The sequence below is a fragment of the Micromonospora deserti genome (assembly GCF_003236335.1).
Taxonomy (GTDB): Bacteria; Actinomycetota; Actinomycetes; order Mycobacteriales; family Micromonosporaceae; genus Micromonospora; species Micromonospora deserti.
Genome location: NZ_POUB01000095.1, coordinates 1 through 20,351 on the forward strand (window position 1 = coordinate 1; position 20,351 = coordinate 20,351).

Here is a 20,351-nt window from a genome sequence, read left to right on the forward strand (position 1 = left end):
GCACCGCGCGGGACGGGTGGGGGACCGGCGGTACGGCCACGGCCGGGAGTGCGATCCCGGCGTCGTCCAGGTGGGCGGCGAGCGGCGAGTCGACGGTGACCGGGGGCCGGGTAGCGCGGGCGACCAGCCGCGCGACGGCCGGCGGCACGCTCACGGCGTCGCCCCCGCGACCAGGGCGGCCAGTCGGCGACGGCGCTCGTCCGGCAGCGATTCGATCACCGCGAGGTCCCAGCCGTATCGGGAGGCGAGCAGGTGCACCTCCCGGTCGATGTCGACCCGTAGGCCGCTGAGCGCCCGCAGCACCAGTGCGACCACGTCGACGTCCACCTCCAGCGGCGCACCGCAGTCGCAGCACGACGAACGCAGCGGTCCGCACAGCGACCCCTCGACGCGGGCCAGGTCGTCGAGCGTGGCGCCCTCGCCGACCCGGCACAGCGCGAGCAGCCGGTGCGGGTCGCCCCCGGCGGCGAGCAGGTCCGCGTAGCTGGGCTCGCGTACGCCGACGCCGGGCGAGCACCATGCGCTGCGCGGGTGGTGCTCGCCGACGTCGGCCCGGCCGAGCTGCAGGGTGGTCAGCGCGCCGCAGGCCGGGCAGGCGACGGTGAGTTCGAGCGGACGGCCCACCGCCCGCTCGTGCACGGCGAGCAGCTGCCGGTCGGCGGTGCCGGCCGGCAGGCACGCCGGGTCGGGCTCGGGTACGGCGGCGCGCAGCACGGCGATGGCCTGCGTGAGGAGGCCGTCGCCGTCGTCGAGCGCGGCGACCAGCCGCGCCAGACCGGGTGCCGCCGGCATGACCGGGCCTGCCTCAGACACTTTGCTCGGCGGGCTCGGTGACCGACGTGTCGCGCTCCCAACCCTCCAGCTCCAGCTTGATGCTTTGGATGGCGACCACTGCCGTGGCGGCGTCCAGCGCGGGCAGCGCCTGGTACTCGGAGACCCAGCAGCGGAACAGTTTGTAGCTGAGCACCTTCTGGTTCGCCTCGTTGAACACGTCGACGATGAGGTCCTTGCGGAAGTCCCGCAACGAGATGCCCGGCTGGCGCAGGCTGGAGACCTTGTTCGCCCAGGCTTCAAAGGCGAGGTCGTGCGTGACGCCGCGTTCCAGGGTGACCGCGTCGTACGTGGTCAGGCCCGGGCTCTTGCGGTCGTGGCCGGGGTCACCGCCGACCCGGTGCGTGACCGGCGCCGTCGACCGCTTCAGCGGGGACATCTTCGACAACCCCGCCACGTACACGCCGTCCCAGCGGACGCGGAACATGTGGCTCTTGTACGGGTCGAAGCGCGTGGGGTTCACGCTGAACTCGGCCATGTCACTCTCCTGCCTGGCTCAGCTGGGTGATGGTGATGATCACGAACTCGGCGGGCTTGAGCGGGGCGAACCCGACCACGACGTTGACCCGGCCGTTGTCGATCTCGGTCTGCGGGTTGACCGACGAGTCGCAGACCACGAAAAAGCTGTCCGACTCGGCGTGCTTCTCGGACTGCTGGAACGCGCCCTGCCGGAACAGCCCGCGCATGAAGCCCCCCACCGCCAGGCGCAGCTGCGCCCAGAGGTCCGGGTCGTTCGGTTCGAAGACTGCGAACTGCGTTCCCAGGTAGAGGCTGGCCGAGATGTAGTCGGTGAGCCGGCGGACCGGGACGTACTTGGAGTCGCTGGAGAGAACGTCGCTGCCGGCGAGGGTCCGGGCGCCCCACACCACCATGCCGACGCCGGGGAAGGTGCGCAGCACGTTGAGCCCGAGCGGGTTCAGCACGCCGGAGACGTCGTCGTTGGTCGGGGCGGTGAGCCCGACCGCTCCGGCGATGCCGGCCTCCAGCCCGGCCGGGGCCTTCCATACCCCGCGCGACGCGTCGGTGCGGGCCATGATCCCGGCGACCGCGCCGCTGGGACCCCACCCGTCCGCGCCGCCGTCGGCGGTGACCAGCCGGGGCCAGTAGACCGCACCGTGAGCGCCCTGCGCCCGCAGCAGGTTCGCGGCGCTCTTCAGCTGCACCGGGTTCAGCCCGGGCGCCGGGTCGATCACCAGGAACGCATTCTGCCGGCGGCAGTAGTCCAGTGCCATGTTGACCGAGGCGGTGTCCGCGGTCGTCACGCCCGGCAGGCAGAGCAGGTTGAACCGGGGGAAGTCCAACGTGTCCAGGGCGAGCAGGCCCTGGCCGGCGGTGGCCGACACTATCTCGTTCGCGCCGACGGTCGCCCCGTCGGAGCCGCCGGCCAGTGGCGCCGCCGCGGCGACGGCCGGCCGGTACGGCGCGCTCGCACTCACCTCGACGCCGCCGCGGGCCACGCCCAGGCCGAGGTCGGCCGACGCGTCGTTCAGCCCGCTCAGCCCGACCACGACGGCACTGTTCAGGTCGCTGGTCTTGCTGGTCAGCACGAGCTTGCCGCCGGACACGCTGGCGGTCACCGGCCAGATCGAACCGGGCGCGTTGATGTGGTCGCGGACCTGCGCGAGGGTGTGCGAGACGGGCGGGTTCTCGGTCGGGAAGAGGACGTAGTCGTTGGCCGGGCCCTGGTCGACCGAGAGCCGCAACGCCTTGCCGGTCACCGTGACGTTGGCGGGGCTCAGCGCCCCGGTGGACGTCCCGGCCGCGGGCGCGGGCGCCGGCGTGCCGGTGACCTGGGCGGTTACCAGGGTGCTGGCGTTGAGCACCGACACCAGGTAACGGGTGCTGGCGGGGGACATCGACAGCTCCCGCCAGACCTCCTTGACGGTCACCGTCGCCGGCCCGCCGCCGGCACCGGGCGTCCACTCGGTGAGCTCCAGGTTGAACCGGTCGGACGGGAAGTCGTCGGCCGCCTTCACTTGGGCGAAGAGGCCGGTCTGCCCGGTCGTCCCGGCGCCGCTGCCGTTGGCGTACGCCCCGCGCGAGCGGGCCGTGAGGGTCACCGTCAACCCGTTCACGGCGGGCAGGGCCAGTGTCGCCGCAGCCGCGCCCGCCCCGAGCGCCCGGACCACGACGGCCTGGGCGCCGCCGTTGACGAAGAACTGCCCGACGGCGTGACCCATCGGGTGCGCGGTGTCCATCACGTCGCCGAACCGCCGCAGGTAGTCGGCGAAGCTGGACACCGGCACGGGGGTGTCGCCCGGGCCCTTGCGGGCGGCGCCGACGAACGCGGTCAACGACGTCGACACACCGGTGATCGCGTGGCTGCCGGACGGACGTTCGAGGACGTACACGCCGGGGTATGTCGTCTGCACGCTCATGGGCGGATTCTCGCCGGCGATCGTCGTCGGCCCGTCTCCCGATCGTGGCCGGGCCGTCGCGCGCGCGTTGTCGAGCCGTCGCGCACGCGTTGTCGGCGCGTCTCCGCTGACGCCCGCGCCGAGCTTCGACGGACAGCCGGCACCCCGGTCGGGACGATACGCGGAGCCGACGATGGCCGAAAAGGTAGGAAGGATCGCCTGCGTGGTGGAGGGATGGATCAGCCGGGCGGGTGCGCGTGGGTCAGCTGGCCACTTCGGGCAGCATCTCCTGGAGCTGGCGGCTGGGCCGCAGCTGCAGCTCTTCCCACAACAGATCGCGGAAGCGGACGTACTGGCGGACCGCCTCCGCCGTGTTGCCTTCGGCGAGGTGAGCGGCGATCACGATCCGTCGGGCGCTCTCCCGCAACTGGTCGAGGCCCACCGCGGCGAGCGCGGCCACCAAGGCGGTCGCGGTACGGCCGGCGTTGAGGTCGTTGCGCGCTAGTGCCTCCAGCGTGTGCAGGCGCACCTGGCGCAGCGACTCGCGGTGACCGTCCAGCCAGTCGTACGACCACTCCGGCAGCAGGTCGCCCTCCAGGAGGCGTACCGCCTGCCGGTTCACTCTCGGCTCGCTCTCGGAGACCGCCTCGGAGAGCCGATAGATCTCGTGCAGGTCGACCTCGGTGCCCCGGGCCAGCCCGATGTGCTGGTTCTCCTGCTCCAGCAACCCGGACACGTTCCGGTTGAGCCGCCACAGTGCCTGCCGCAGCGACGCGTGCGCGTCGCGCTCGCTGCGCTCCGGCCACAGTGTTCCGGCCAGGGTGGTGCGAGGGCGGGGTTGATCGGCGACGGCCAGGCAGCCGATCAACCGTTGGCTGCCCTCGGACAGCGCGACGAACCGTCCGTCGACCAGCACGCGGAAGCGGTGCAGTACCTCGACGCGCACGTGCCGGACCTGAGTTGTCGACGTACCCCCCACCGGCCCTCCCGCAAGTGTCGCTTCCAAACGCCGCGCACCGGGACACGGCCACGTCGTGGCGTGACCAGCACGGGTGCTCGGGCTACGACCGGAGCTGAGAGTTGCTTCGCGATCTTTCTGAGGGAATCTTGGCAGGCCCGGCAGCGGGCGGGCGAGGGTGTGTAAGAAAGCCGATGCAAGCTTCCGTGGCTCGGGTTGTCCGCAAAGACGGTCCGCAACTACGTGTCCGACGTTCGGACCCAGCTGTGATCTTCGGCTGTGGCAAGGTCCAGCGAGGTCGGCGGTCTTGGCTGGGCCCATTCAACGCCAGCTTCGTTTCAGCCGCATGCTTCTTGTGGATCTATTCACTCTCCGCATCGGTTTCGAGAAACAATTCTGAGAGGGGGTGATCTGAGGGTCCGGCAATGTCGTGGCTGGCGTCCGGGCTGAGGTGGTTGCGGAGAGGATGGTGATCACACCTCACCATGACTCATCGCTCGCGCGACACCAGCCGATTCCGGATCTGCCGCCGCCGGGCGTCCCTGGCGCGTGACGGCCGGCCAGCCGCCACAGCACGCCTAACATCAAACCGGATCCCGCGACGGCCGTCTCCTAACAACACCGGTATCCAGACCAATCTCCGCCTTGCCGGACGCCGCCTGGACTCCGCCTCGGCGCGACCGAGGACTTCGACACAGACCCTAACGGCAGTAGCGTGGACACTCGACGGCGTGGCACCGGTGCCCGGCACAGCGAGGAGGTCCGATGCGGCAACCGCCCGGGACGCCCGCCGCTGGCGGGGTCGCCGCCGACCCGGGGTTCGAGCACGGCGACTGCCGGGACACGGCGCTCGGCACGCTGCTGAGGCTCGCCGGCGTCGCGCATCCCGAAGACCTGCTCCTCGGCGAGCTGGCCTTCGAGGTTCCGGTGGATCGCAGCGTCGCGGACGGGCTCGCTCCGTCGTTCCGGAGCGGGGACCCGCTGCCCGCAGCCACCGGTCCGGCGGGCACCGGGATCGAACTGGTAGAACAACGGGCCGCTGGCCTGCCGCAGCTCTACCAGCAACTGCGCGACCGAGTCCGCGACGGGCGGGCGGTCGCGGTCACCATCGACCAGTACGGGTACGAGCCGGCCCAGTTTCACCGGAAGGCGCACGTACCGCACGACCTGGTCGTCACCGCCGTCGCCGGCGCTGGTTTCGACGTGCTGGACAGTTTTCCCCGGTCCCGGTTCGCCGGCCAGGTCGAGGCGTCCCAGTTCACGCGGTGGGTCGACTCGCCACACTTGGGTGAGGCGCGGTACCGCACCGTGGAGGTGACGGTGCGCCCCGGTGCGGCCGGGGTAGCGGCCGGCTGGCTCATCCGCAACTGGCGGGACCGGATCAGGCGCAACGTCGCGGCGATGCTGGACCCGTCGGATCGGCGCGGTGTGGCCGCGATCGAGCTGGTCGCCGACCGGCTGGCGGAGTGGCTGGCCGGGCCGGACTTCCGGTCCGACCCGGGCAGCCGAAGGGAGCTGCCGGTGAGCAGCTTCACCGACCTCGGCGCGGTACGCCGCGGGCACGCGCTCTGGCTGTCCCGGGTCGGCGGGCTCGGCTACCCGGCGCTGGCCGAGTGCGCCGACGGGGTCCGCGCGCTGTCCCGGCAGTGGGACGTCGCCGCGTCGCTCTGGCTCGCCGGTGGTCGATCCGGTTCGACGGTCGACCCGGCCGCCGCCGACCTGGTCGCCAGGGGACTGCATCAGGTGCCGAAGCTGCTGCGGCTGATCGCCGCCGCCGAGCGGCGGATGATCGAGCGGCTCGACACCGCCGCCCGGACCGGCGACGACCGCCGCCGGTCCGGCCGCCATTGACCGGCTGGCGGGTGAACGGCTAGGTTCTGGGCTGTCGAAAGGCTTCGATGCCCGCCCTGACGGACCACCGGGCGGAGTGTCCGGCCGGCGTGGCAAGCCACCACCCCATCGCGCCCGGCCGCCGGGAAGGAGCGGGAGGAGTCTGATGCCCACCAACCAGGCGCCGGTCCGCGAGGACGGGCCCGCGCCCGGGGCGGTTTGGGCAGCGTCGGTCATCGCCCTGCTGGAGCGGGTGGTGGCCCGGACCCCAGACGCCGCCGCGCTGGTCGAGGACGGCACGGTCACCGACTACCGGATCCTCTGGCGGGACGTCGAGGCGATGGCGTGCACGCTGGCCCGGGACGGTGTCCGGGCCGGCGAACCGGTCGGTGTCACGGTACGGCGCTCGGCCAACGGAATCAGCTCGCTGCTTGCGGTGCTGCGGGCCGGTGCGGCGTATGTGCCGCTGGATCCCGCCGATCCGCCGGATCGCCTCCGTGACATCGTTCGGACCTGCGGCCTGCAGCGGATCCTGCTCGCCGCGCCGCTCCTCCCGGCCGTCACCGCCGGCCTCCCGGTGCGCACGATCGAGCCCGCACCGGCCCCCGCAGCCGCCCCGATCCCGGGGCCGGGGGCCGGTGGGGCACCGGTCGGGCCCCCGCCCGAGGCGTCCGGCAACGGGCTGGCCTACATCATCCACACCTCCGGCTCCACCGGCCCTGCCAAGGGGGTTCTGGTCGGACACCGGGCCCTGGCGACGGCGGCTACCGCGCTGACCGAGGCGTGGCGCGTCACGCCCGGCGATCGGGTTCTCAGCTTCGCGGCGCTGACCTGGGACACCAGCGGCGAGGAGATCTACCCCTGCCTGATCGGCGGGGCGGCCCTGGTCATCGACCGGCGGGCCACGGACGGCACGGTGGCCGGGCTGCTCACGGCCGTGGCGGCGAACGGGGTCACCGTGGTCGACCTGCCGACCTCCTTCTGGTATGAGGTGGTGGAGTTCCTTCGGCTGACCGGCCGGTCGTTGCCGCCGTCGCTGCGCCTGGTCGTGATCGGCGGCGAGGAGGTGGCCGCGGGCCCGGTCCGCACCTGGTGCGAGCTGGTGCCCGCCCGGGTTCGGCTGGTCAACACCTACGGCCAGACCGAGACCGTGCTGGTCACCCACCAGGCCGAGTTGGGCGGCGCCGCCGGCCGTAAGCTGCCCGACGGCGTGCCGGTGCCGATCGGCCGGCCACTGCCCCACGTACGTCAGGTCCTGGTCCCGACAGCACCCGGTTCCCGGATCGCCGAGCTGTACGTCGGCGGGCCGACGCTCAGCTTCGGTTACCAGGCCCGTCCGGCGGCCACCGCGGAGCGGTTTGGTCCCGTGCCCGGTGCCGGCGGCGAACGGATGTTCCGGACCGGCGACCTGGTGACGACCGGCCCGGACGAGCAGCTCGGCTATGTCGGCCGGGTGGACCGGCAGCTCAAGGTACGCGGCCACCGGGTTGAGCCGGAGGCGGTGGAACGTGCCCTGCTGGGCCACCCGGCGCTGGTCGCCGCGGCGGTGCACGGGACCGGTTCGGCGGACACCGGCCGGCAGTTGGCCGCCGCCGTCGTGCCCCGGTCCGGCGTGACCGTGACCGGGGCGGAGCTGGCCTCGTGGCTCCGCGACCGGCTGCCCGACCACCTGGTTCCGACCCGCTGGTCGGTGCATGCCGCCCTGCCGTTGCTGCAGAATGGCAAGGTCGACCACGCGGCGCTCGCGACGGCGGGAAGCGGCGGCACGTGCGAGGCGCCGGAAACCGGCGGCGATCCTGTCGTCGCCGAGGTCGCGGCGATCTTCAGCCGGGTCCTCGACCGGGCACACGGGCCGGACGACGACTTCTTCGACGCTGGCGGCGACTCGCTGCTCGCCGCCAGGCTCATCTCCCGCCTCTACCGCCGGTACGACATCGAACTCACCTTCGTCGACCTGTTCGAGTGGCGTACGCCGCGCGGCCTGGCCGACGTGCTGCGGCAGGGCGGCCGGATACCGGACGGCGAGCCCGCCGGCGGCGGAACGGAGCCGGGGGGTGAGTGAGCCGATGGCGACCCGGTACCTGGCGGCGATCCTCGCGACCTGTGCTGACGTGCTCGGCCGACGCCCTGGCGCCGAGGAGAACTTCTTCGAGATCGGCGGTGACTCGGTGACCGCCACCGATCTGTTCCTGCGGCTGGAGTCCCGGCTCGGCGTCGAACTCGACGTCGCGCTGTTCTTCGAGGCCCGGGACTTCCGGGAGCTGGCCTCCCGGCTCGCGGAGTCCACCGGCCGACCGGTGGACCGGTCCATGCCCGGTGCGTCTGGATGACCGGGTCATCGGATCCGGCGCAGCCGCACCGCCAGCCGGGTCAGCGGCACCGGCCGGGCGAAGTCGTCCGGTACGAGTCCGGACCAGCCGGCCGCGGCGAGCCGGGCGAGGACCGCCGGCACCAGCAGCAGCCGGCCGCCGGTCGCCAGGTAGCACCGGTCCGGGTCGACGTGGTCGAGCCGGTGGAGCTGTGCCACCGCATCGCGCAGCGCCTGCGCCGCAGACGGTGGGCCGGCGTCCAGGCTCCCGTCAGGGCCGTCCGCCGGGCCCAAGTCCTCGCCGGGGCCGAGGTCCACCAGCACCGGACAGCCGATGCCACTGCCGAGCCGGGCTGCCACCTGGTCCAAGGTCAGGTCGGGGCCGTCGAGGTAGGCCCGCAGGATCAGTTCCGGACCGGTCAACAGCGCCCGCATTTGGCCCGGATCCAAGACCATGCTGTTGAAGCTGGCGAGGATCCACATCGCACCGGATTCGACGGTGCACATCAGGTACGCGTCGAAGCCGATCCTGTCCGGGGTCGTCTCGCAGCGGCCCATCGCCAGCTCCAGCTCACCGGCCCTGGTCAGCAGGTCGGTCAGCTCCCGGTCGCCGCGTCGCTGCAGCTCGGTCAGCTCCGGGCTGTGGTCGAAGTTGACGGTCGTCCCGACCGCGAAGGCGATGCCACGCCGGCGCTCCTCGGCAGCCAGGATCTCGCGCAGCGCGAGTTGTCCCAGCCGGTACCGGCTCTGCACCTGGAACGTCCGCAGCCGCAGCCGTTCGATCAGTGCGCCCAGCGACGGGCGGTCCGAGACGTCGACTGTGGTGGGGAGGATGCAGTGGTAGCAACCGACCACGTCGCGCTCCCGGGAGGTGCGCCCGAGGAAGTGGTTGTGCACGACGGTCGCCGGGGCCCGGGACATGATCGCCAGCAGCGCGTGCACCAGCGCCGAGTAGACCACCGCGGGGCTGGTCCGGTGCCGGCGGGCGGCGAGCACCAGGGCCGGCGGGAGGGCGGCGGAGCGGTAGCTGGCGCCGTACCGCTGGAAGACGTTCGGGCGGAGCGGGACGAACAGCCGGGCGGGAATCCGGCGTACCTCCTCCCGCCAGAACCGCTCGGCGGCCGCGCGGCTCGGCAGCAGCTCGCCGGACTCCTCGTCGAGCGCCGAGTCGGCGGGCTGGTGGCTGCCGGGCAGGTGGTCGCCGGCCGTGGCTCGGCACGCCGCGGCCAGGTCGGCCAGCACGATCCGTTCGCTGTGCCCGTCGAAGACCGCGTGGCTGACCACCATCAGCAACTCCACTGCGAGATCGCCCGAGCGGACCACACCGAACCGGACCAGCTCGGTGTCGGCGTCGGTGAACGGCGGCTCGGCCAGCGTCCGGCGGAACGCCGCCCGGGCGGCGTCGGAATCCTCGTCGCAGAGCCGAACCACCGGCTCGCCGGGGGCGTGGACGACCTGCACTGGCACCCCGGCACCGGTGAGCCGGAACGCGGTACGCAGCGCCTCGTGCCGGACGAGCAGCCCACGCAGCACCGCCACCGCCCGGTGGTGCGGGATCGGTGGATCGGGCCGGTACGCGACGGTGATGTTGTTGCAGGTCCCGGTGAGCAGCTTCCACCACTCGAACTGCTGCGCGCCGCCGAGCGGTGCCCGTCGGACCTCCGTACGCCCGCCCATCGCACGATGATGTCACGGCCGGCCAGCAGGAGCGGGCGATGACCACCGCTATTGCCGACATGGACGGTCCGGACAGGACGGCAGCTGGGGCGCGCGCCACCCCGGATGGCTCCGGGGACTGGGGTGGGCCGCCGCTGCCGCCGGACGAGCTGGCGGCGACGCTGCTGCCGCCCGGGCGCGCCCGGGGACTTCCCGCCGTGGCGTACACCAGCGACCGGGTCTTCGCCTGGGAGCGGGACCGCTTCTGGCGACGGGACTGGGTCTGCCTCGGCCGCGACGCAACGCTCGCCGAGTCGGGCGTCCAGGCCGGCCTGGACGTGGCCGGCGCGGGTGTACTCGCGGTGCGGGACGCGACCGGCCGGCTGCGTACCTTCCGCAACGCCTGCCGGCACCGGGGACACGAACTGGTCGCCCGGGGCTGCGCGGTGCGCCGCTCGACCATCTGGTGCGCGTACCACGCCTGGGTCTACCGGCTGGACGGCTCGCTGCGCAAGGCCCCCCGATTCGACCCGCCGCCGGACACGGACCTGGACCTGCTGCCGGTCCGCTCGGCGCAGTGGCAGGGCTGGCTCTTCGTCGACCTCTCCGGCAACGCGCCGCCGCTGGCGGACGTGATCGGCGATCTCGACGCCGCGCTCGCCGCGTACCGGCCCGGTGAGCTGCGGGTGGTGGCCTCCGAGGAGTACGACGTGGCGGCGAACTGGAAACTGATCGTCGAGAACTACCTTGAGTGCTACCACTGCCCGAGCACCCATCCGGAGCTGAGCCGGGTGCAGCGGACCGAGGGCGGCGAGAGCTTCCCCGCGACCGGTCGCTGGCTCGGCGGGCACCTGGACCTGCGTAACTCGGCCACCTCGATGTCGCTGGACGGCGCCGGCCCGGGCTGGACCTTCCCGGGTCTGGACGAGGACCAGGCCCGCCAGGTTCGCTACCACCTGCTGCTGCCCAACCTCTTCATCACCGCGACTCACGACTACCTGGTCACGCACCGACTGGTCCCGGTTGCGGCGGACCGGACCCGGGTCGAGTGCGAGTGGCTCTTCCCGGCGGAGCTGGTCGTCGCGGACGTCGATCCCGGCTACGCCGTGGAGTTCTGGCGCACCACCAACCGGCAGGACTGGGCGGCCTGCGAGTCGGTGCAGCGGGGAGTCTCCGGCGGCGGCTACCGGCCCGGGCCGCTCGCCCCACACGAGGACCTGCTGCACGCTTTCCTGGTCCGGCTCGCCGCGGCGTACCAGTCCGGTGGCCCGCTGTCATCGACCGGTTCGGCCGCCTCCACGGAGCCGGCCCGGTGACCGGTGTCCGGTCGCCCGGCGCCTCCCCGCCGGAGCAGACCGCGATGGATGTGGTGGTCGTCGGCGCGGGCCTAGCCGGTCTGGCCGCCGCCACCGAGCTGGAGGCGGCCGGGCGCCGGGTGCAGGTGGTCGAGGCGCTCGGCCGGGTGGGCGGCCGGACCGCGAGCCATCACCGGTACGGACAGGCGCTGGACGCCGGTGGCGGCTACGTCGGCGTCCGCCACGTACGGGTACGCGAGCTGGCCGGACGGTTCGGCTTGGCGCTGACCCCGACCGCAGCGCCCGGGGCGAGCCTTTTCGATCTCGGTGCCGGCCCGGTCCGGTCGGACGCCCGCCGGCCGGCGTTCAACGCGCTCGCCGTCGGCGACGCGCTGGACCGGCTGGACGATCTCGCCGCCGGCGTGCCGCCCGCCGACCCCGGCGCCGCTCCGGACGCCGCCGAGCTGGACCGGCTCACCGTCGCGGCGTGGGCGCGGCGGGAGTTCGCCCATCCGGACGCCCGGCTCCTGATCGACCTGCTGGTTCGGCAGATGCTCGCCGCCGACCCCGCCGAGGTCGGCATGCTGCATTTGCTCTTCTACCTGGCCTCCGGCGGCGGGGTGCATTATCTGACGGCGTTCTCCGGCGGCGCCCAGCAGGACCGGTTCGCAGGCGGCGCGCACCAGCTGGCCGAGCGGATGGCGGCGGCGCTGGCCTGGCCGGTCCGGCTCGGGAGCCCGGTCACCGACCTGCACGCCGAGCATCCGGCCAGCGGTGGCGCCCGGCCGGCTACGGGTTCGATCCGCGTCGTCGGCCCCAATCTCACCGTCCGCTGCGCCCGGGTGGTCGTGGCGGTGCCGCCGGGGCCGGCGGCCCGGATCCGGCTGCACCTGCCGGGTGTCCGGCGACCGCCGGGGCCAGCGCGGACCCGGGGCGCCACGGTCAAATTGCATGTGATCTACGACCGTCCGTTCTGGACGGACGGCGGCCTGTCCGGCTGGGTGACGGCCGGGGCCGGTCCGCTGCGGTACGTCGTGGACGACTCGGCCGGCCGGGACGGGCTCGGCGTGCTGGTCGGCTTCGTCACCGGCCCGGACGCCCGCGCGTACGGCGGCCTTTCCGGGGCCGCCCGTCGGACGGCGGTGCTGGACCGGCTCGCCAACTGGTTCGGGCCGGCGGCCCGGCGGCCGCTTGCCCTGCTGGAGCGGGACTGGCAGGCCGAGCCGACGGTCGAGGGCTGCTACGCGGCTGTGCCCGAGCCCGGCTGGTGGACCGCGGCGGGTCCACCGTGGTCGGCGGCCGGGCGGGCCGGGCCGGCATCGGGCGCGTTGGGCGGGCCGGTCTACTGGGCGGGGACCGAACGCTGCGCCGAGTTTTACGGCCATTTGGAAGGTGCGGTCCGGTCGGGGCAGGAAGCGGCCCGGTGGATCCTCGCGGCCGATCGGGTGGGCCGGTGAGCCCGGTTGGTCCGTCGATGGCGGCCCAGCCGACCGGCGACGGGCTGCGGTTCGGCCTGCTGCTGCCGAACGCGGGCTACTACGCGGATCCCGCCCGGCTGCTCCAACTCGCCCAGGCCGCCGAGGGATCCGGTTGGGACGGTGTGTTCCTCTGGGACCACCTGCTGCTCGACCGGGCCACCCGGCTGCCGCTGGCCGACTCCTGGACCGCCGTCACCGCGATCCTGGCCGGCACCCGGCGGATCCGGGGCGGTTCCCTGGTCACCCCGCTCGCCCAGCGGCAACCGTGGAAGGTCGCCCGCGAGACCGCCACCCTCGACCACGTCTCGGGCGGCCGGCTGGTGTTCGGCGTGGGCCTCGGCGCCAGCGGTGACACGGACTTCGCTGCCTTCGGCCTCGACCCGGACGTGGCCGCGCGGGCCCGGCGGGTGGACGAGTCGCTGGCGGTGCTGGACCGGCTGTGGAGCGGCCGGGAGGTCAGCCACCGGGGCGACCAGGTACGCCTGGACCGGGTCACGTTCCTGCCGCCGCCGGTACAGCGGCCCCGGATCCCGGTCTGGGTCGCCGCCACCTGGCCGGCCAGCAACCCAGGGCCGCTGGCCCGGGCGGCGCGCTGGGACGGCGTGGTCCCGATGGTGCGCGAACCCGGCGGCGGGCTGCGCGGACCGGATCAGGCGGAACTCGTTGCCATCCTGGCGGCGACCCCGGCCCGGGCGGCCGGGTGGACGGTGGCGGTCCCAGGCCGGCTTGCACCGGACGATCCGCCGCGCGCCCGGGCCCTGATCGCCGGGTACCGGGCCGCTGGCGCCACCTGGTGGCTGGAGTTTTTCGACCCGTGGCGCCGCGATCCCCGGCAGGCATGGTCGTGGGCCGCCCAGGGACCGCCCCGGCCATGACCGCGGCGATTCGGCGGCGGCCGGTCCGGGCAGGTCACCGACCGTTCGCACACCACCTGGCCCACGTGACCGACGGTCCGGGGCCGGCGAACGACAAAGGAGGTACCGGTGGCGATCCTGAGCGACGCCCGGCTGCTGGCCGGTGCGCTGCGCGCGGCCCGGGCGCCGCTGACGGTCGCGCTGGCGCTGCTGCTCGTCATCGGTGCCCTGCTGCCGCCGGCCGGCGCGGTGGCGATGGCACATCTGGTGGGCAGGATCCAGACCGCCGTACCCACCGACGCGCCGCTGTCGGCGATGGCGCTGCCGCTGCTCGTGTTCGTCCTGGTGCTGTTGCTCGGACACGTCGTGGACACCGCGGTGGCACCGTTGGCGTTCCTGGCCACGGCCGGCATCGACGGCGCACACCGGGCCCGGGTAGCCGGCCTGGCCGCCGCGGGCTCGACCATCGCTCCGCTGGAGGACCCGCAGGTCCGGGGACTGATCCGGGCGGCGCGGGCCGACCCGGAGAACTGGACCGAACAGACCCCCGGCGCCGGTGCCGTCGCCGGCCTGCGGCTGGCCGGCAACCTGATCGGGGTGGCCGGCGGCTGCCTGGTGCTGGCCCGGTACGCCGGCTGGCTGGTGCCGGCGCTGTTGCTTCCCGCCCTGCTGAACGGGGTGCTCCGGCAGCGGGAGGCCGCCCGGGGCATCGCGGTCTGGCGGGCCGGGACCGTTGACGGAGCCCGTAGTCAGCGGTGGAAGGACGCGGCGACCTCGCCGGCGGAGGGCAAGGACATCCGGATCTACGGGCTCGGTGCCTGGCTGACCGCCCGGATCCAGCGGCACGCCCTGGCTATGGACGCCCCTGTCTGGGCGTTGCTGGCCCGGGCGATCCCGCGCGAGGCCGGCCAGTTGCTGCTGGTCGGCCTGCCGCTGGTGGCCGGCTACGCGGTGGTCGCAGCCGGCGGGGCCGGCGCACCGGCGGGATCCGACCGGGTCGTCGCGGCCACGGCCGTGCTCGTCAGCGGCGTGGCCATCTTCCAGGCGCTGGGTTGGACCGAGGACCTGCGGGTAGCCGTCGCCGCGGCCGGCTGCCTGCGCGCCACGGTGGACCTGGCCGCCCGGCTGCCCACACCGGATCAGGGCGGAGCCTCCCGTCCGGCGGCCGACGCGGACCCCGACGGTGCCGGGCGGGTACGCCGAGCCCGACCGCCGTTGGTCCGTTTCGAGGGAGTCTCGTTCGCCTATCCGGGTGCTCGGCGGCCAGTCCTCGATCGCCTGGACCTGGAGATTCGGCCCGGCGAGCTGCTCGCCGTGGTCGGCCTGAACGGCGCCGGCAAGTCGACGTTGATCAAGCTTCTGGCCGGCCTGTACGAACCGGACGAGGGCCGGGTCACCGCTGACGGTGTGGACATCGCGGTGCTCGGGGCGGCGGCCTGGCGGAGCCGGCTGGCGATTGTCTTCCAGGACTTCGTCCGCTACCACCTGCCGGCCCGGGACAACGTCGCCCTCGGTCGGGGCGACCACCCGCCGGACCCGGCCGCGCTCGACGCCGCCGCCGCGGACGCCGGCCTGGAACCGGTGCTGGCCCGGCTTCCGGCCGGCTGGGACACGCCGCTGGCCCGTACCGCGACCGGCGGGGTGGATCTCTCCGGCGGGCAATGGCAGCAGGTCGTGCTGGCCCGTGCCCACTACGCCGTACGGATGGGGGCCGACCTGCTGGTCCTCGACGAGCCGACGGCGCACCTGGACGTCCGGACCGAGTTCGAGGTCTTCAGCCGGCTGGCCGGGAACCGCGGCGGGGCGAGCGTGGTGCTGATCTCGCACCGCCTCTCCACTGTCCGCCACGCCGACCGGATCGTGCTGCTCGACGGAGGGCGGATCACCGAGAACGGCGATCACGACGAGCTGATCGCCCGCCGGGGCGGGTATGCGGAACTCTTCGCGATCCAGGCCCGCCGGTTCGCCACCGGCGCGGTGACCGAGGCGACGGGGCGGGCAGCCGACCCGGTGGCGCGGCCGGCGGCGGCGGGAACCGGCGGCGTACCGGCCGGTGGCGGCGCCACCGGCGGACGCGGATGACCGCCCGCCGGGCGACCGGTCATCCCGCGCCCGACATCAAGCCCATCCGCCCGTACCGTTACCTGATCCTCTGGGCCGAACTGCTCGCGGTCTCCTGGCGTCGGGCCCCGCTGCTGACCGCCATGCAGTTCGTCATCCCGGCCGGCATGGCGGCCGCGGTCATCGGCGGTGCCCTGGCCCTGCGAGTGACCGTGGACGCGGTGATCCGCGGTGACACCGGCAGCGCGGTCGCCGGCGCGGCGGGTGCCGGGCTGGCCGGCGCGGCGGGCATCGTGCTCGGCGCGCTGGACTCGCACACCGCCGGAATCCTCATCGGCAAGGTCGCCGTCCTCGACCTCAACCCGCGCATCCACCGCGACATCACCACCCTGGACGGCCTGGAACACCTGGAACGGAGCGACTTTCAGGACAGGCTCACCTTGGTCCGCAACGCCGGCTGGGAGATCGTCCTGAGCCTCTGGTCCGCCAACGGCGTCCTCTTCGCGATGCTGGAACTCACCGTCATGCTGCTGCTGCTCGGCACGGTGAACCCCTGGCTGCTGTGGCTGCTGGCCTTCGCCGCCGTACCGTTGTGGTTCGACCAGCGGGGGAACAACGCCATCATCCGCGCGGACCTCTCCGCCGCCGAGCCGATCCGACGGCAGCGGCACCTGTTCGACCTGGCCACCGACCCGGCCGGCGGCAAGGAGATCCGGATCGCGGGCGCGGGCGCCGAGCTGGCCCGCCGGCAGGCCGCCGCCTGGGACGAGGCGACGCGGCTGCGGTTGCGGGCCCAGCTGGTCGCCGCCGGATGGCGGATGGCGGGCTGGCTGCTTTTCACCGCCGGCTTCGGTGCCGCACTGGCGCTGGTCGTGCACCAGGCCACCCGGGGTGCCGGCTCGGCCGGTGACCTGGTGCTCGCCATCACCGTCGCCGCCGCGCTGCGGCAGTCGGTCTACACCGGGGTCCGCTACACCACCAACGTGGCGAGCGCCGGGCGCGTGATCGAACCGTACCTGTGGCTCCGCGACTATGTCCGCGCGCAGCGGAACCGGGCCGGTGGGAGCGCCCCGGCGCCGCCCCGGCTGCGTCACGGGATAACGCTCGACCGGGTCGGCTACCGGTATCCCAGCGCGACCGGGCCGGCCCTGGCCGACATCAGCGTGCACCTGCCGGCCGGATCGGTGGTCGCGCTGGTCGGCGAGTACGGGTCCGGCAAGACCACGCTGGTCAAGCTCCTCGGCAAGCTGTACCGGCCGGACGCCGGACGGATCCTCGTCGACGGCGTGCCGCTGGACGAACTGGAGACCCGGACCTGGCGGTCCCGGATCAGCGCTACGTTCCAGGACTTCGGCCGGTTCCCCACCCGCTTCGTCGAGAACGTCGGCATCGGTGACCTGCCGCGGCTACCGGACCGGGAGCGGATCGCGGCGGCGGTGCGGGAGGTCGACGCCACCGGCCTGGTGGACCGGCTTCCGGACGGCCTGGACACCGAACTGGACGCTGCCTTCGGCGGTGTCGACCTGTCCGAGGGACAGTGGCAGAAGACCGCCCTGGCCCGGGCGGCGATGCGCCCGGAGCCGCTGCTGTTCCTGCTCGACGAGCCGACCGCGTCCCTCGATGCCCCGAGCGAACAGGAGATCTTCGACCGGCAGATGGCGCGCTCCCGCCGCTCGGCGGCCGGCACGAACGCCGTCACGGTCATCGTCTCGCACCGGTTCTCCACCGTCACCGGCGCGGACCTCATCCTCACCCTGCACCGCGGGCGGCTCGTCGAGGCGGGCAGCCACCGGGAGCTGGTAGCCATCCCCGGTGGCCGGTATGCCACGCTCTACCGGATCCAGGCGGAGGCGTATGCGCGAAAGGGGCGGCGACCGCCGGAATCCGGACCGGGCGGACCCAACCGTGGCAGCCCGGAGCCCGACGTGCGTCCGCCGGGCGGCTGACCCGCGCGCGTAGCGTCCCGGGTCCGGCGCCGGACGGCGATGGCCTGTCCACGCGGTCCCTCACTGGACGTAGTGATTTTGTCTGCATGTGATTGGCAGGGTTCGGGGGGTGGAACGCCGGACCAGCAGGACGGGTGAGTTACCACTACTGACAGACAGGGCTCGCGGAATTTTGGAATTATTCCAAAATATTGACCCGGCCCTATATCGATGAACTCTCTACCCACCTCCATGACAATCGCCTCCAGGGGTGTCACTATATTGAGATGGACGAGTGTTCAACTAATGACTCATCTCGGCTTCTCCTCATGGAGGACGACAACGAACTTGCCGAGATGTTGGTTGACCTGCTCGCCGTCGAGGGCTATCCCACCGACCGCGTCGCCGACGGCCAGCGTGGCCTCCACTTCGGACTGACCCGGTCGTACCGGGTGATCGTCGTGGACCGCGGACTGCCCGGAATCGACGGTCTGGACGTGGTCGTACGGCTGCGCCAGCGGGCCGTCAACGCCCGCATCCTGATGCTGACCGCACTCGGCGACACCGCCGACCTCGTCGACGGGCTCGACGCCGGGGCCGACGACTACCTCGCCAAGCCGTTCGAGGTGGCGGAGTTGCTGGCCCGGATACGGGCATTGAGCCGGCGTATCACCGACGATGCGGACACGATTCCGCTGGGGGCTGCCCGGCTCGACGCGGCGCTGCGTGGGGTCCAATTGCCCGGCGGGGGATTCGTGAGCCTGTCCGGCCGCGAGTTCGCGCTGATCCGTTCGCTCGCGACGCGGCCCCGGGCGGTGCACAGTCGTACCCAGTTGCGCCGCCAGGTCTTCGACGGGGCCGACTCCGAGTCAGTCGTGGACACCTATGTGCACTATCTCCGGCGCAAGCTGGGAACGGGCGTCGTGCGTACCGTGCACGGGTTGGGTTACCAGATCGGCGCCCTATGACCGGAGGGGCCCAGGATTGCGAAAGGCGTATTCTGCGCCGTGCCCGACTGTCGGTGGCGGCGAGTCTCGCCGTCGGGATCAGCGGCATCATCCTGCTCGTCGGCGGCCTGGTCTTTCTGGCCGCCGGGCATCAACAGCAAAGTGCCGTCGAACGCCCCCTCGGCCAGGCCCTTCACCGAGGTGATTCCGGCGACGCCCACTCCGGCCTGTGGCTGTTCGTCCTGCGCGGCGACGAGTGGGATGCTCTTCCCGAGGCGCCCGCGGGCTTTCCGCTCCGCGACTCGATGCGGACCGTTGCGATCCACGGACGCACCCTGGAGGAGACCGTTTCGAGTAACGGCACCGTCTATCGCGTACGCACCGAGCGGTTCGGGACCGAAGTGCGTCAAGCGGTCTTCGACGAACGCCGCCAGCGACAGGACCGACGGCGATGGGTGGCCGGACTGACCGGCGGCAGCCTGGCTACCCTGCTCGTCGCGGTGACCGCCAGCGTCCTGGTGGCCCGTCGGGCGATAGATCCGGTGGCGAAGCTGCTGGACCTACGCTGCCGGTTCGTCACGGACGCGAGCCACGAACTGCGGGCCCCGCTGACCCGGTTGCACACGCGCAGCCAGCTCATGCTTCGCAGAGCGGACGACCTGCCCGAGCCGATCGCGACCGAACTGCGCCGCATGGTGGCCGGTACCCGCGAACTCGGCGAGGTCCTCGACGACGTGTTGCGCGGGGCCCGGCTGCGGTCGGAGGTGCCCGAACACGAACGGGTCGATCTGGCCCACGTCGCCGCCGAGCTGCTAGCCGCCGAAGCAGGACGCCTGGCTGATCGCGGGCTGATCGCGGTCCTCCGATTGGGAGCGGAGCACTACCCGGTGCTCGGAGTCAGGCCCGCCCTGCGGCGGGTGCTCTCCGCGCTGGTCGACAACGCCATTGGCCACACCCCTCCGCGAGGCCGGATCACCATCCGCATCGCCGCAGTCAACGACGGCCGCACGGTGGAGTTGAGCGTCGGGGACACCGGTGTCGGCTTCGACCCGGCACGACACCCTGGGGTCTTCGACCGTTTCGCCCGGGGTGCCGGCGGCCAGGGACGGGGTTACGGCATCGGGCTGGCCCTGACGCGCGAGGTCGTCGAGAGCCACGGTGGCACGATCACCGCCGCTGGCCAGCCGGGCCGGGGCGCGCGCTTCACCGTACGGCTGCCCGCGGCGCCGCCATCCCGGCCGAGACCGGCCGAGCGGAGGTCGGCGGCGGGTGCCGGAGCAGGGGAAACGGTGAACACCCCGGGTCGCGGTGCGGCGAATCGTGCGGGTCACGGCGCGGCGTCCGCCGCGCCGAGTCGGGGCGGCCGTTGCTGAGTCCGCGCGTTCTAAGAACGTTCTGAGAAATATCTCTGAACATCGATGTATGTGCGTGGTGTACGCCGCGCACTGTCGATCGGAGGACACGACTCGATGCATCAGCAGCTGGTCGAGCGGACCTCGGCCTGGTCCACGCCCCTACTGGACCACCTGTGCGACCGGGACCGCCACCTGTTCCAGTACTACGGACAGGGGCCGGCCGCGGCGCTGCCGGAAACCCACATCCACCACGCCATCGAGCGCCACGCCGCCACCCGCCCCGACACCGTCGCCGCCGAACACCTCGGCGACACGATCACCTACGGCGAGCTGGACCGGCAGGCGAACCGGCTCGCCGCCCACCTCGCCGATCTGGGCGTACGCCCCGGCGACAACGTCGCGGTGTTCGTCCGGCGCGGCATCCCCATGCTCGTCGGGATCCTGGCGGCACTGAAGGCCGGCGCGGCGTACGTACCGCAGGACGTCGGCCTCGCCC

16 protein-coding genes are annotated in these 20,351 nt (G+C 73.1%); 11 read left to right on the top strand and 5 right to left on the bottom strand.

The features are described 5' to 3' along the window. Positions 1-150: 150 nt before the first annotated feature. The 4 genes from C1I99_RS15465 to C1I99_RS15480 all read right to left on the bottom strand — a co-directional run bounded on the left by C1I99_RS15465 (position 151) and on the right by C1I99_RS15480 (position 4,134). Positions 151-792 carry a hypothetical protein gene (locus C1I99_RS15465; RefSeq protein WP_111134924.1) on the bottom strand — a complete coding sequence of 214 codons (642 nt, stop codon included), beginning with the start codon at positions 790-792 and terminating at the stop codon, positions 151-153. A 13-nt stretch (positions 793-805) separates the two neighbouring features. Next, positions 806-1,309, bottom strand: a complete 504-nt coding sequence (locus tag C1I99_RS15470; protein WP_111134925.1) for a phage tail protein — start codon at positions 1,307-1,309, stop codon at positions 806-808. A gap of 1 nt (position 1,310) precedes the next feature. Next, the gene (locus C1I99_RS15475; RefSeq protein ID WP_111134926.1) at positions 1,311-3,209 is read right to left on the bottom strand and encodes a phage tail sheath subtilisin-like domain-containing protein; all 1,899 of its coding nucleotides are present in this window, start codon (positions 3,207-3,209) and stop codon (positions 1,311-1,313) included. A gap of 241 nt (positions 3,210-3,450) precedes the next feature. Further along, on the bottom strand, positions 3,451-4,134 hold the full coding sequence (locus C1I99_RS15480; protein WP_158554068.1) for an AfsR/SARP family transcriptional regulator: 684 nt from the start codon (positions 4,132-4,134) through the stop codon (positions 3,451-3,453). Positions 4,135-4,911: 777 nt separating this feature from the next. Here C1I99_RS15480 and C1I99_RS15485 point away from each other — a divergent pair. The 3 genes from C1I99_RS15485 (at position 4,912) to C1I99_RS15495 (ending at position 8,306) form a co-directional block, all read left to right on the top strand. Then, positions 4,912-5,997 (top strand): cysteine peptidase family C39 domain-containing protein, encoded by a 1,086-nt coding sequence (locus C1I99_RS15485; protein WP_111134928.1) that lies wholly within the window; start codon positions 4,912-4,914, stop codon positions 5,995-5,997. A gap of 145 nt (positions 5,998-6,142) precedes the next feature. Beyond that, positions 6,143-8,038: a non-ribosomal peptide synthetase gene (locus C1I99_RS15490; RefSeq protein ID WP_111134929.1), complete on the top strand. Its 1,896-nt coding sequence runs from the start codon at positions 6,143-6,145 to the stop codon at positions 8,036-8,038. Next, positions 8,031-8,306 (top strand): acyl carrier protein, encoded by a 276-nt coding sequence (locus tag C1I99_RS15495; protein WP_146603964.1) that lies wholly within the window; start codon positions 8,031-8,033, stop codon positions 8,304-8,306. Before C1I99_RS15490 ends, C1I99_RS15495 begins: the two co-directional genes overlap by 8 nt. Before the next feature lie 5 nt (positions 8,307-8,311). Here the strand turns inward: C1I99_RS15495 and C1I99_RS15500 are convergent, their stop codons facing one another. Then, entirely contained in the window at positions 8,312-9,961 is a 1,650-nt protein-coding gene (locus tag C1I99_RS15500) for a condensation domain-containing protein (protein WP_111134931.1), read from the bottom strand. Between the two features lie 38 nt (positions 9,962-9,999). On the opposite strand from C1I99_RS15500, the gene C1I99_RS15505 reads away from it, so the two are divergent. From C1I99_RS15505 to C1I99_RS15540, 8 genes are all read left to right on the top strand, one after another. Further along, a complete protein-coding gene (locus C1I99_RS15505) occupies positions 10,000-11,256 on the top strand; it encodes an aromatic ring-hydroxylating oxygenase subunit alpha (RefSeq protein ID WP_233512519.1) in 1,257 nt (418 codons plus the stop codon). Next, a complete protein-coding gene (locus C1I99_RS15510) occupies positions 11,253-12,692 on the top strand; it encodes a flavin monoamine oxidase family protein (RefSeq protein WP_111134933.1) in 1,440 nt (479 codons plus the stop codon). Before C1I99_RS15505 ends, C1I99_RS15510 begins: the two co-directional genes overlap by 4 nt. Continuing rightward, on the top strand, positions 12,689-13,588 hold the full coding sequence (locus C1I99_RS15515; protein ID WP_233512520.1) for an LLM class flavin-dependent oxidoreductase: 900 nt from the start codon (positions 12,689-12,691) through the stop codon (positions 13,586-13,588). Before C1I99_RS15510 ends, C1I99_RS15515 begins: the two co-directional genes overlap by 4 nt. Before the next feature lie 108 nt (positions 13,589-13,696). Then, on the top strand, positions 13,697-15,649 hold the full coding sequence (locus C1I99_RS15520; RefSeq protein WP_199562142.1) for an ATP-binding cassette domain-containing protein: 1,953 nt from the start codon (positions 13,697-13,699) through the stop codon (positions 15,647-15,649). Beyond that, positions 15,646-17,574, top strand: coding sequence for an ATP-binding cassette domain-containing protein (locus C1I99_RS15525; RefSeq protein WP_111134935.1), 1,929 nt, complete (start codon positions 15,646-15,648; stop codon positions 17,572-17,574). Before C1I99_RS15520 ends, C1I99_RS15525 begins: the two co-directional genes overlap by 4 nt. Before the next feature lie 308 nt (positions 17,575-17,882). Further along, entirely contained in the window at positions 17,883-18,521 is a 639-nt protein-coding gene (locus tag C1I99_RS15530; RefSeq protein ID WP_233512521.1) for a response regulator transcription factor, read from the top strand. 53 nt (positions 18,522-18,574) lie between these two features. Further along, positions 18,575-19,873 (top strand): sensor histidine kinase, encoded by a 1,299-nt coding sequence (locus C1I99_RS15535; RefSeq protein ID WP_158554069.1) that lies wholly within the window; start codon positions 18,575-18,577, stop codon positions 19,871-19,873. A 96-nt stretch (positions 19,874-19,969) separates the two neighbouring features. Then, the coding region (locus tag C1I99_RS15540) for an AMP-binding protein (RefSeq protein ID WP_146603965.1) at positions 19,970-20,351 on the top strand (382 nt) is incomplete at its 3' end.

Bases quoted from the DNA above. Each gene is read 5' to 3' on its own strand.
- C1I99_RS15465 (WP_111134924.1), bottom strand. From the start codon at position 792: ATGCCGGCGGCACCCGGTCTGGCGCGGCTGGTCGCCGCGCTCGACGAC.
- C1I99_RS15470 (WP_111134925.1), bottom strand. From the start codon at position 1,309: ATGGCCGAGTTCAGCGTGAACCCCACGCGCTTCGACCCGTACAAGAGC.
- C1I99_RS15475 (WP_111134926.1), bottom strand. From the start codon at position 3,209: ATGAGCGTGCAGACGACATACCCCGGCGTGTACGTCCTCGAACGTCCG.
- C1I99_RS15485 (WP_111134928.1), top strand. From the start codon at position 4,912: ATGCGGCAACCGCCCGGGACGCCCGCCGCTGGCGGGGTCGCCGCCGAC.
- C1I99_RS15490 (WP_111134929.1), top strand. From the start codon at position 6,143: ATGCCCACCAACCAGGCGCCGGTCCGCGAGGACGGGCCCGCGCCCGGG.
- C1I99_RS15500 (WP_111134931.1), bottom strand. From the start codon at position 9,961: ATGGGCGGGCGTACGGAGGTCCGACGGGCACCGCTCGGCGGCGCGCAG.
- C1I99_RS15505 (WP_233512519.1), top strand. From the start codon at position 10,000: ATGACCACCGCTATTGCCGACATGGACGGTCCGGACAGGACGGCAGCT.
- C1I99_RS15525 (WP_111134935.1), top strand. From the start codon at position 15,646: ATGACCGCCCGCCGGGCGACCGGTCATCCCGCGCCCGACATCAAGCCC.
- C1I99_RS15530 (WP_233512521.1), top strand. From the start codon at position 17,883: ATGGAGGACGACAACGAACTTGCCGAGATGTTGGTTGACCTGCTCGCC.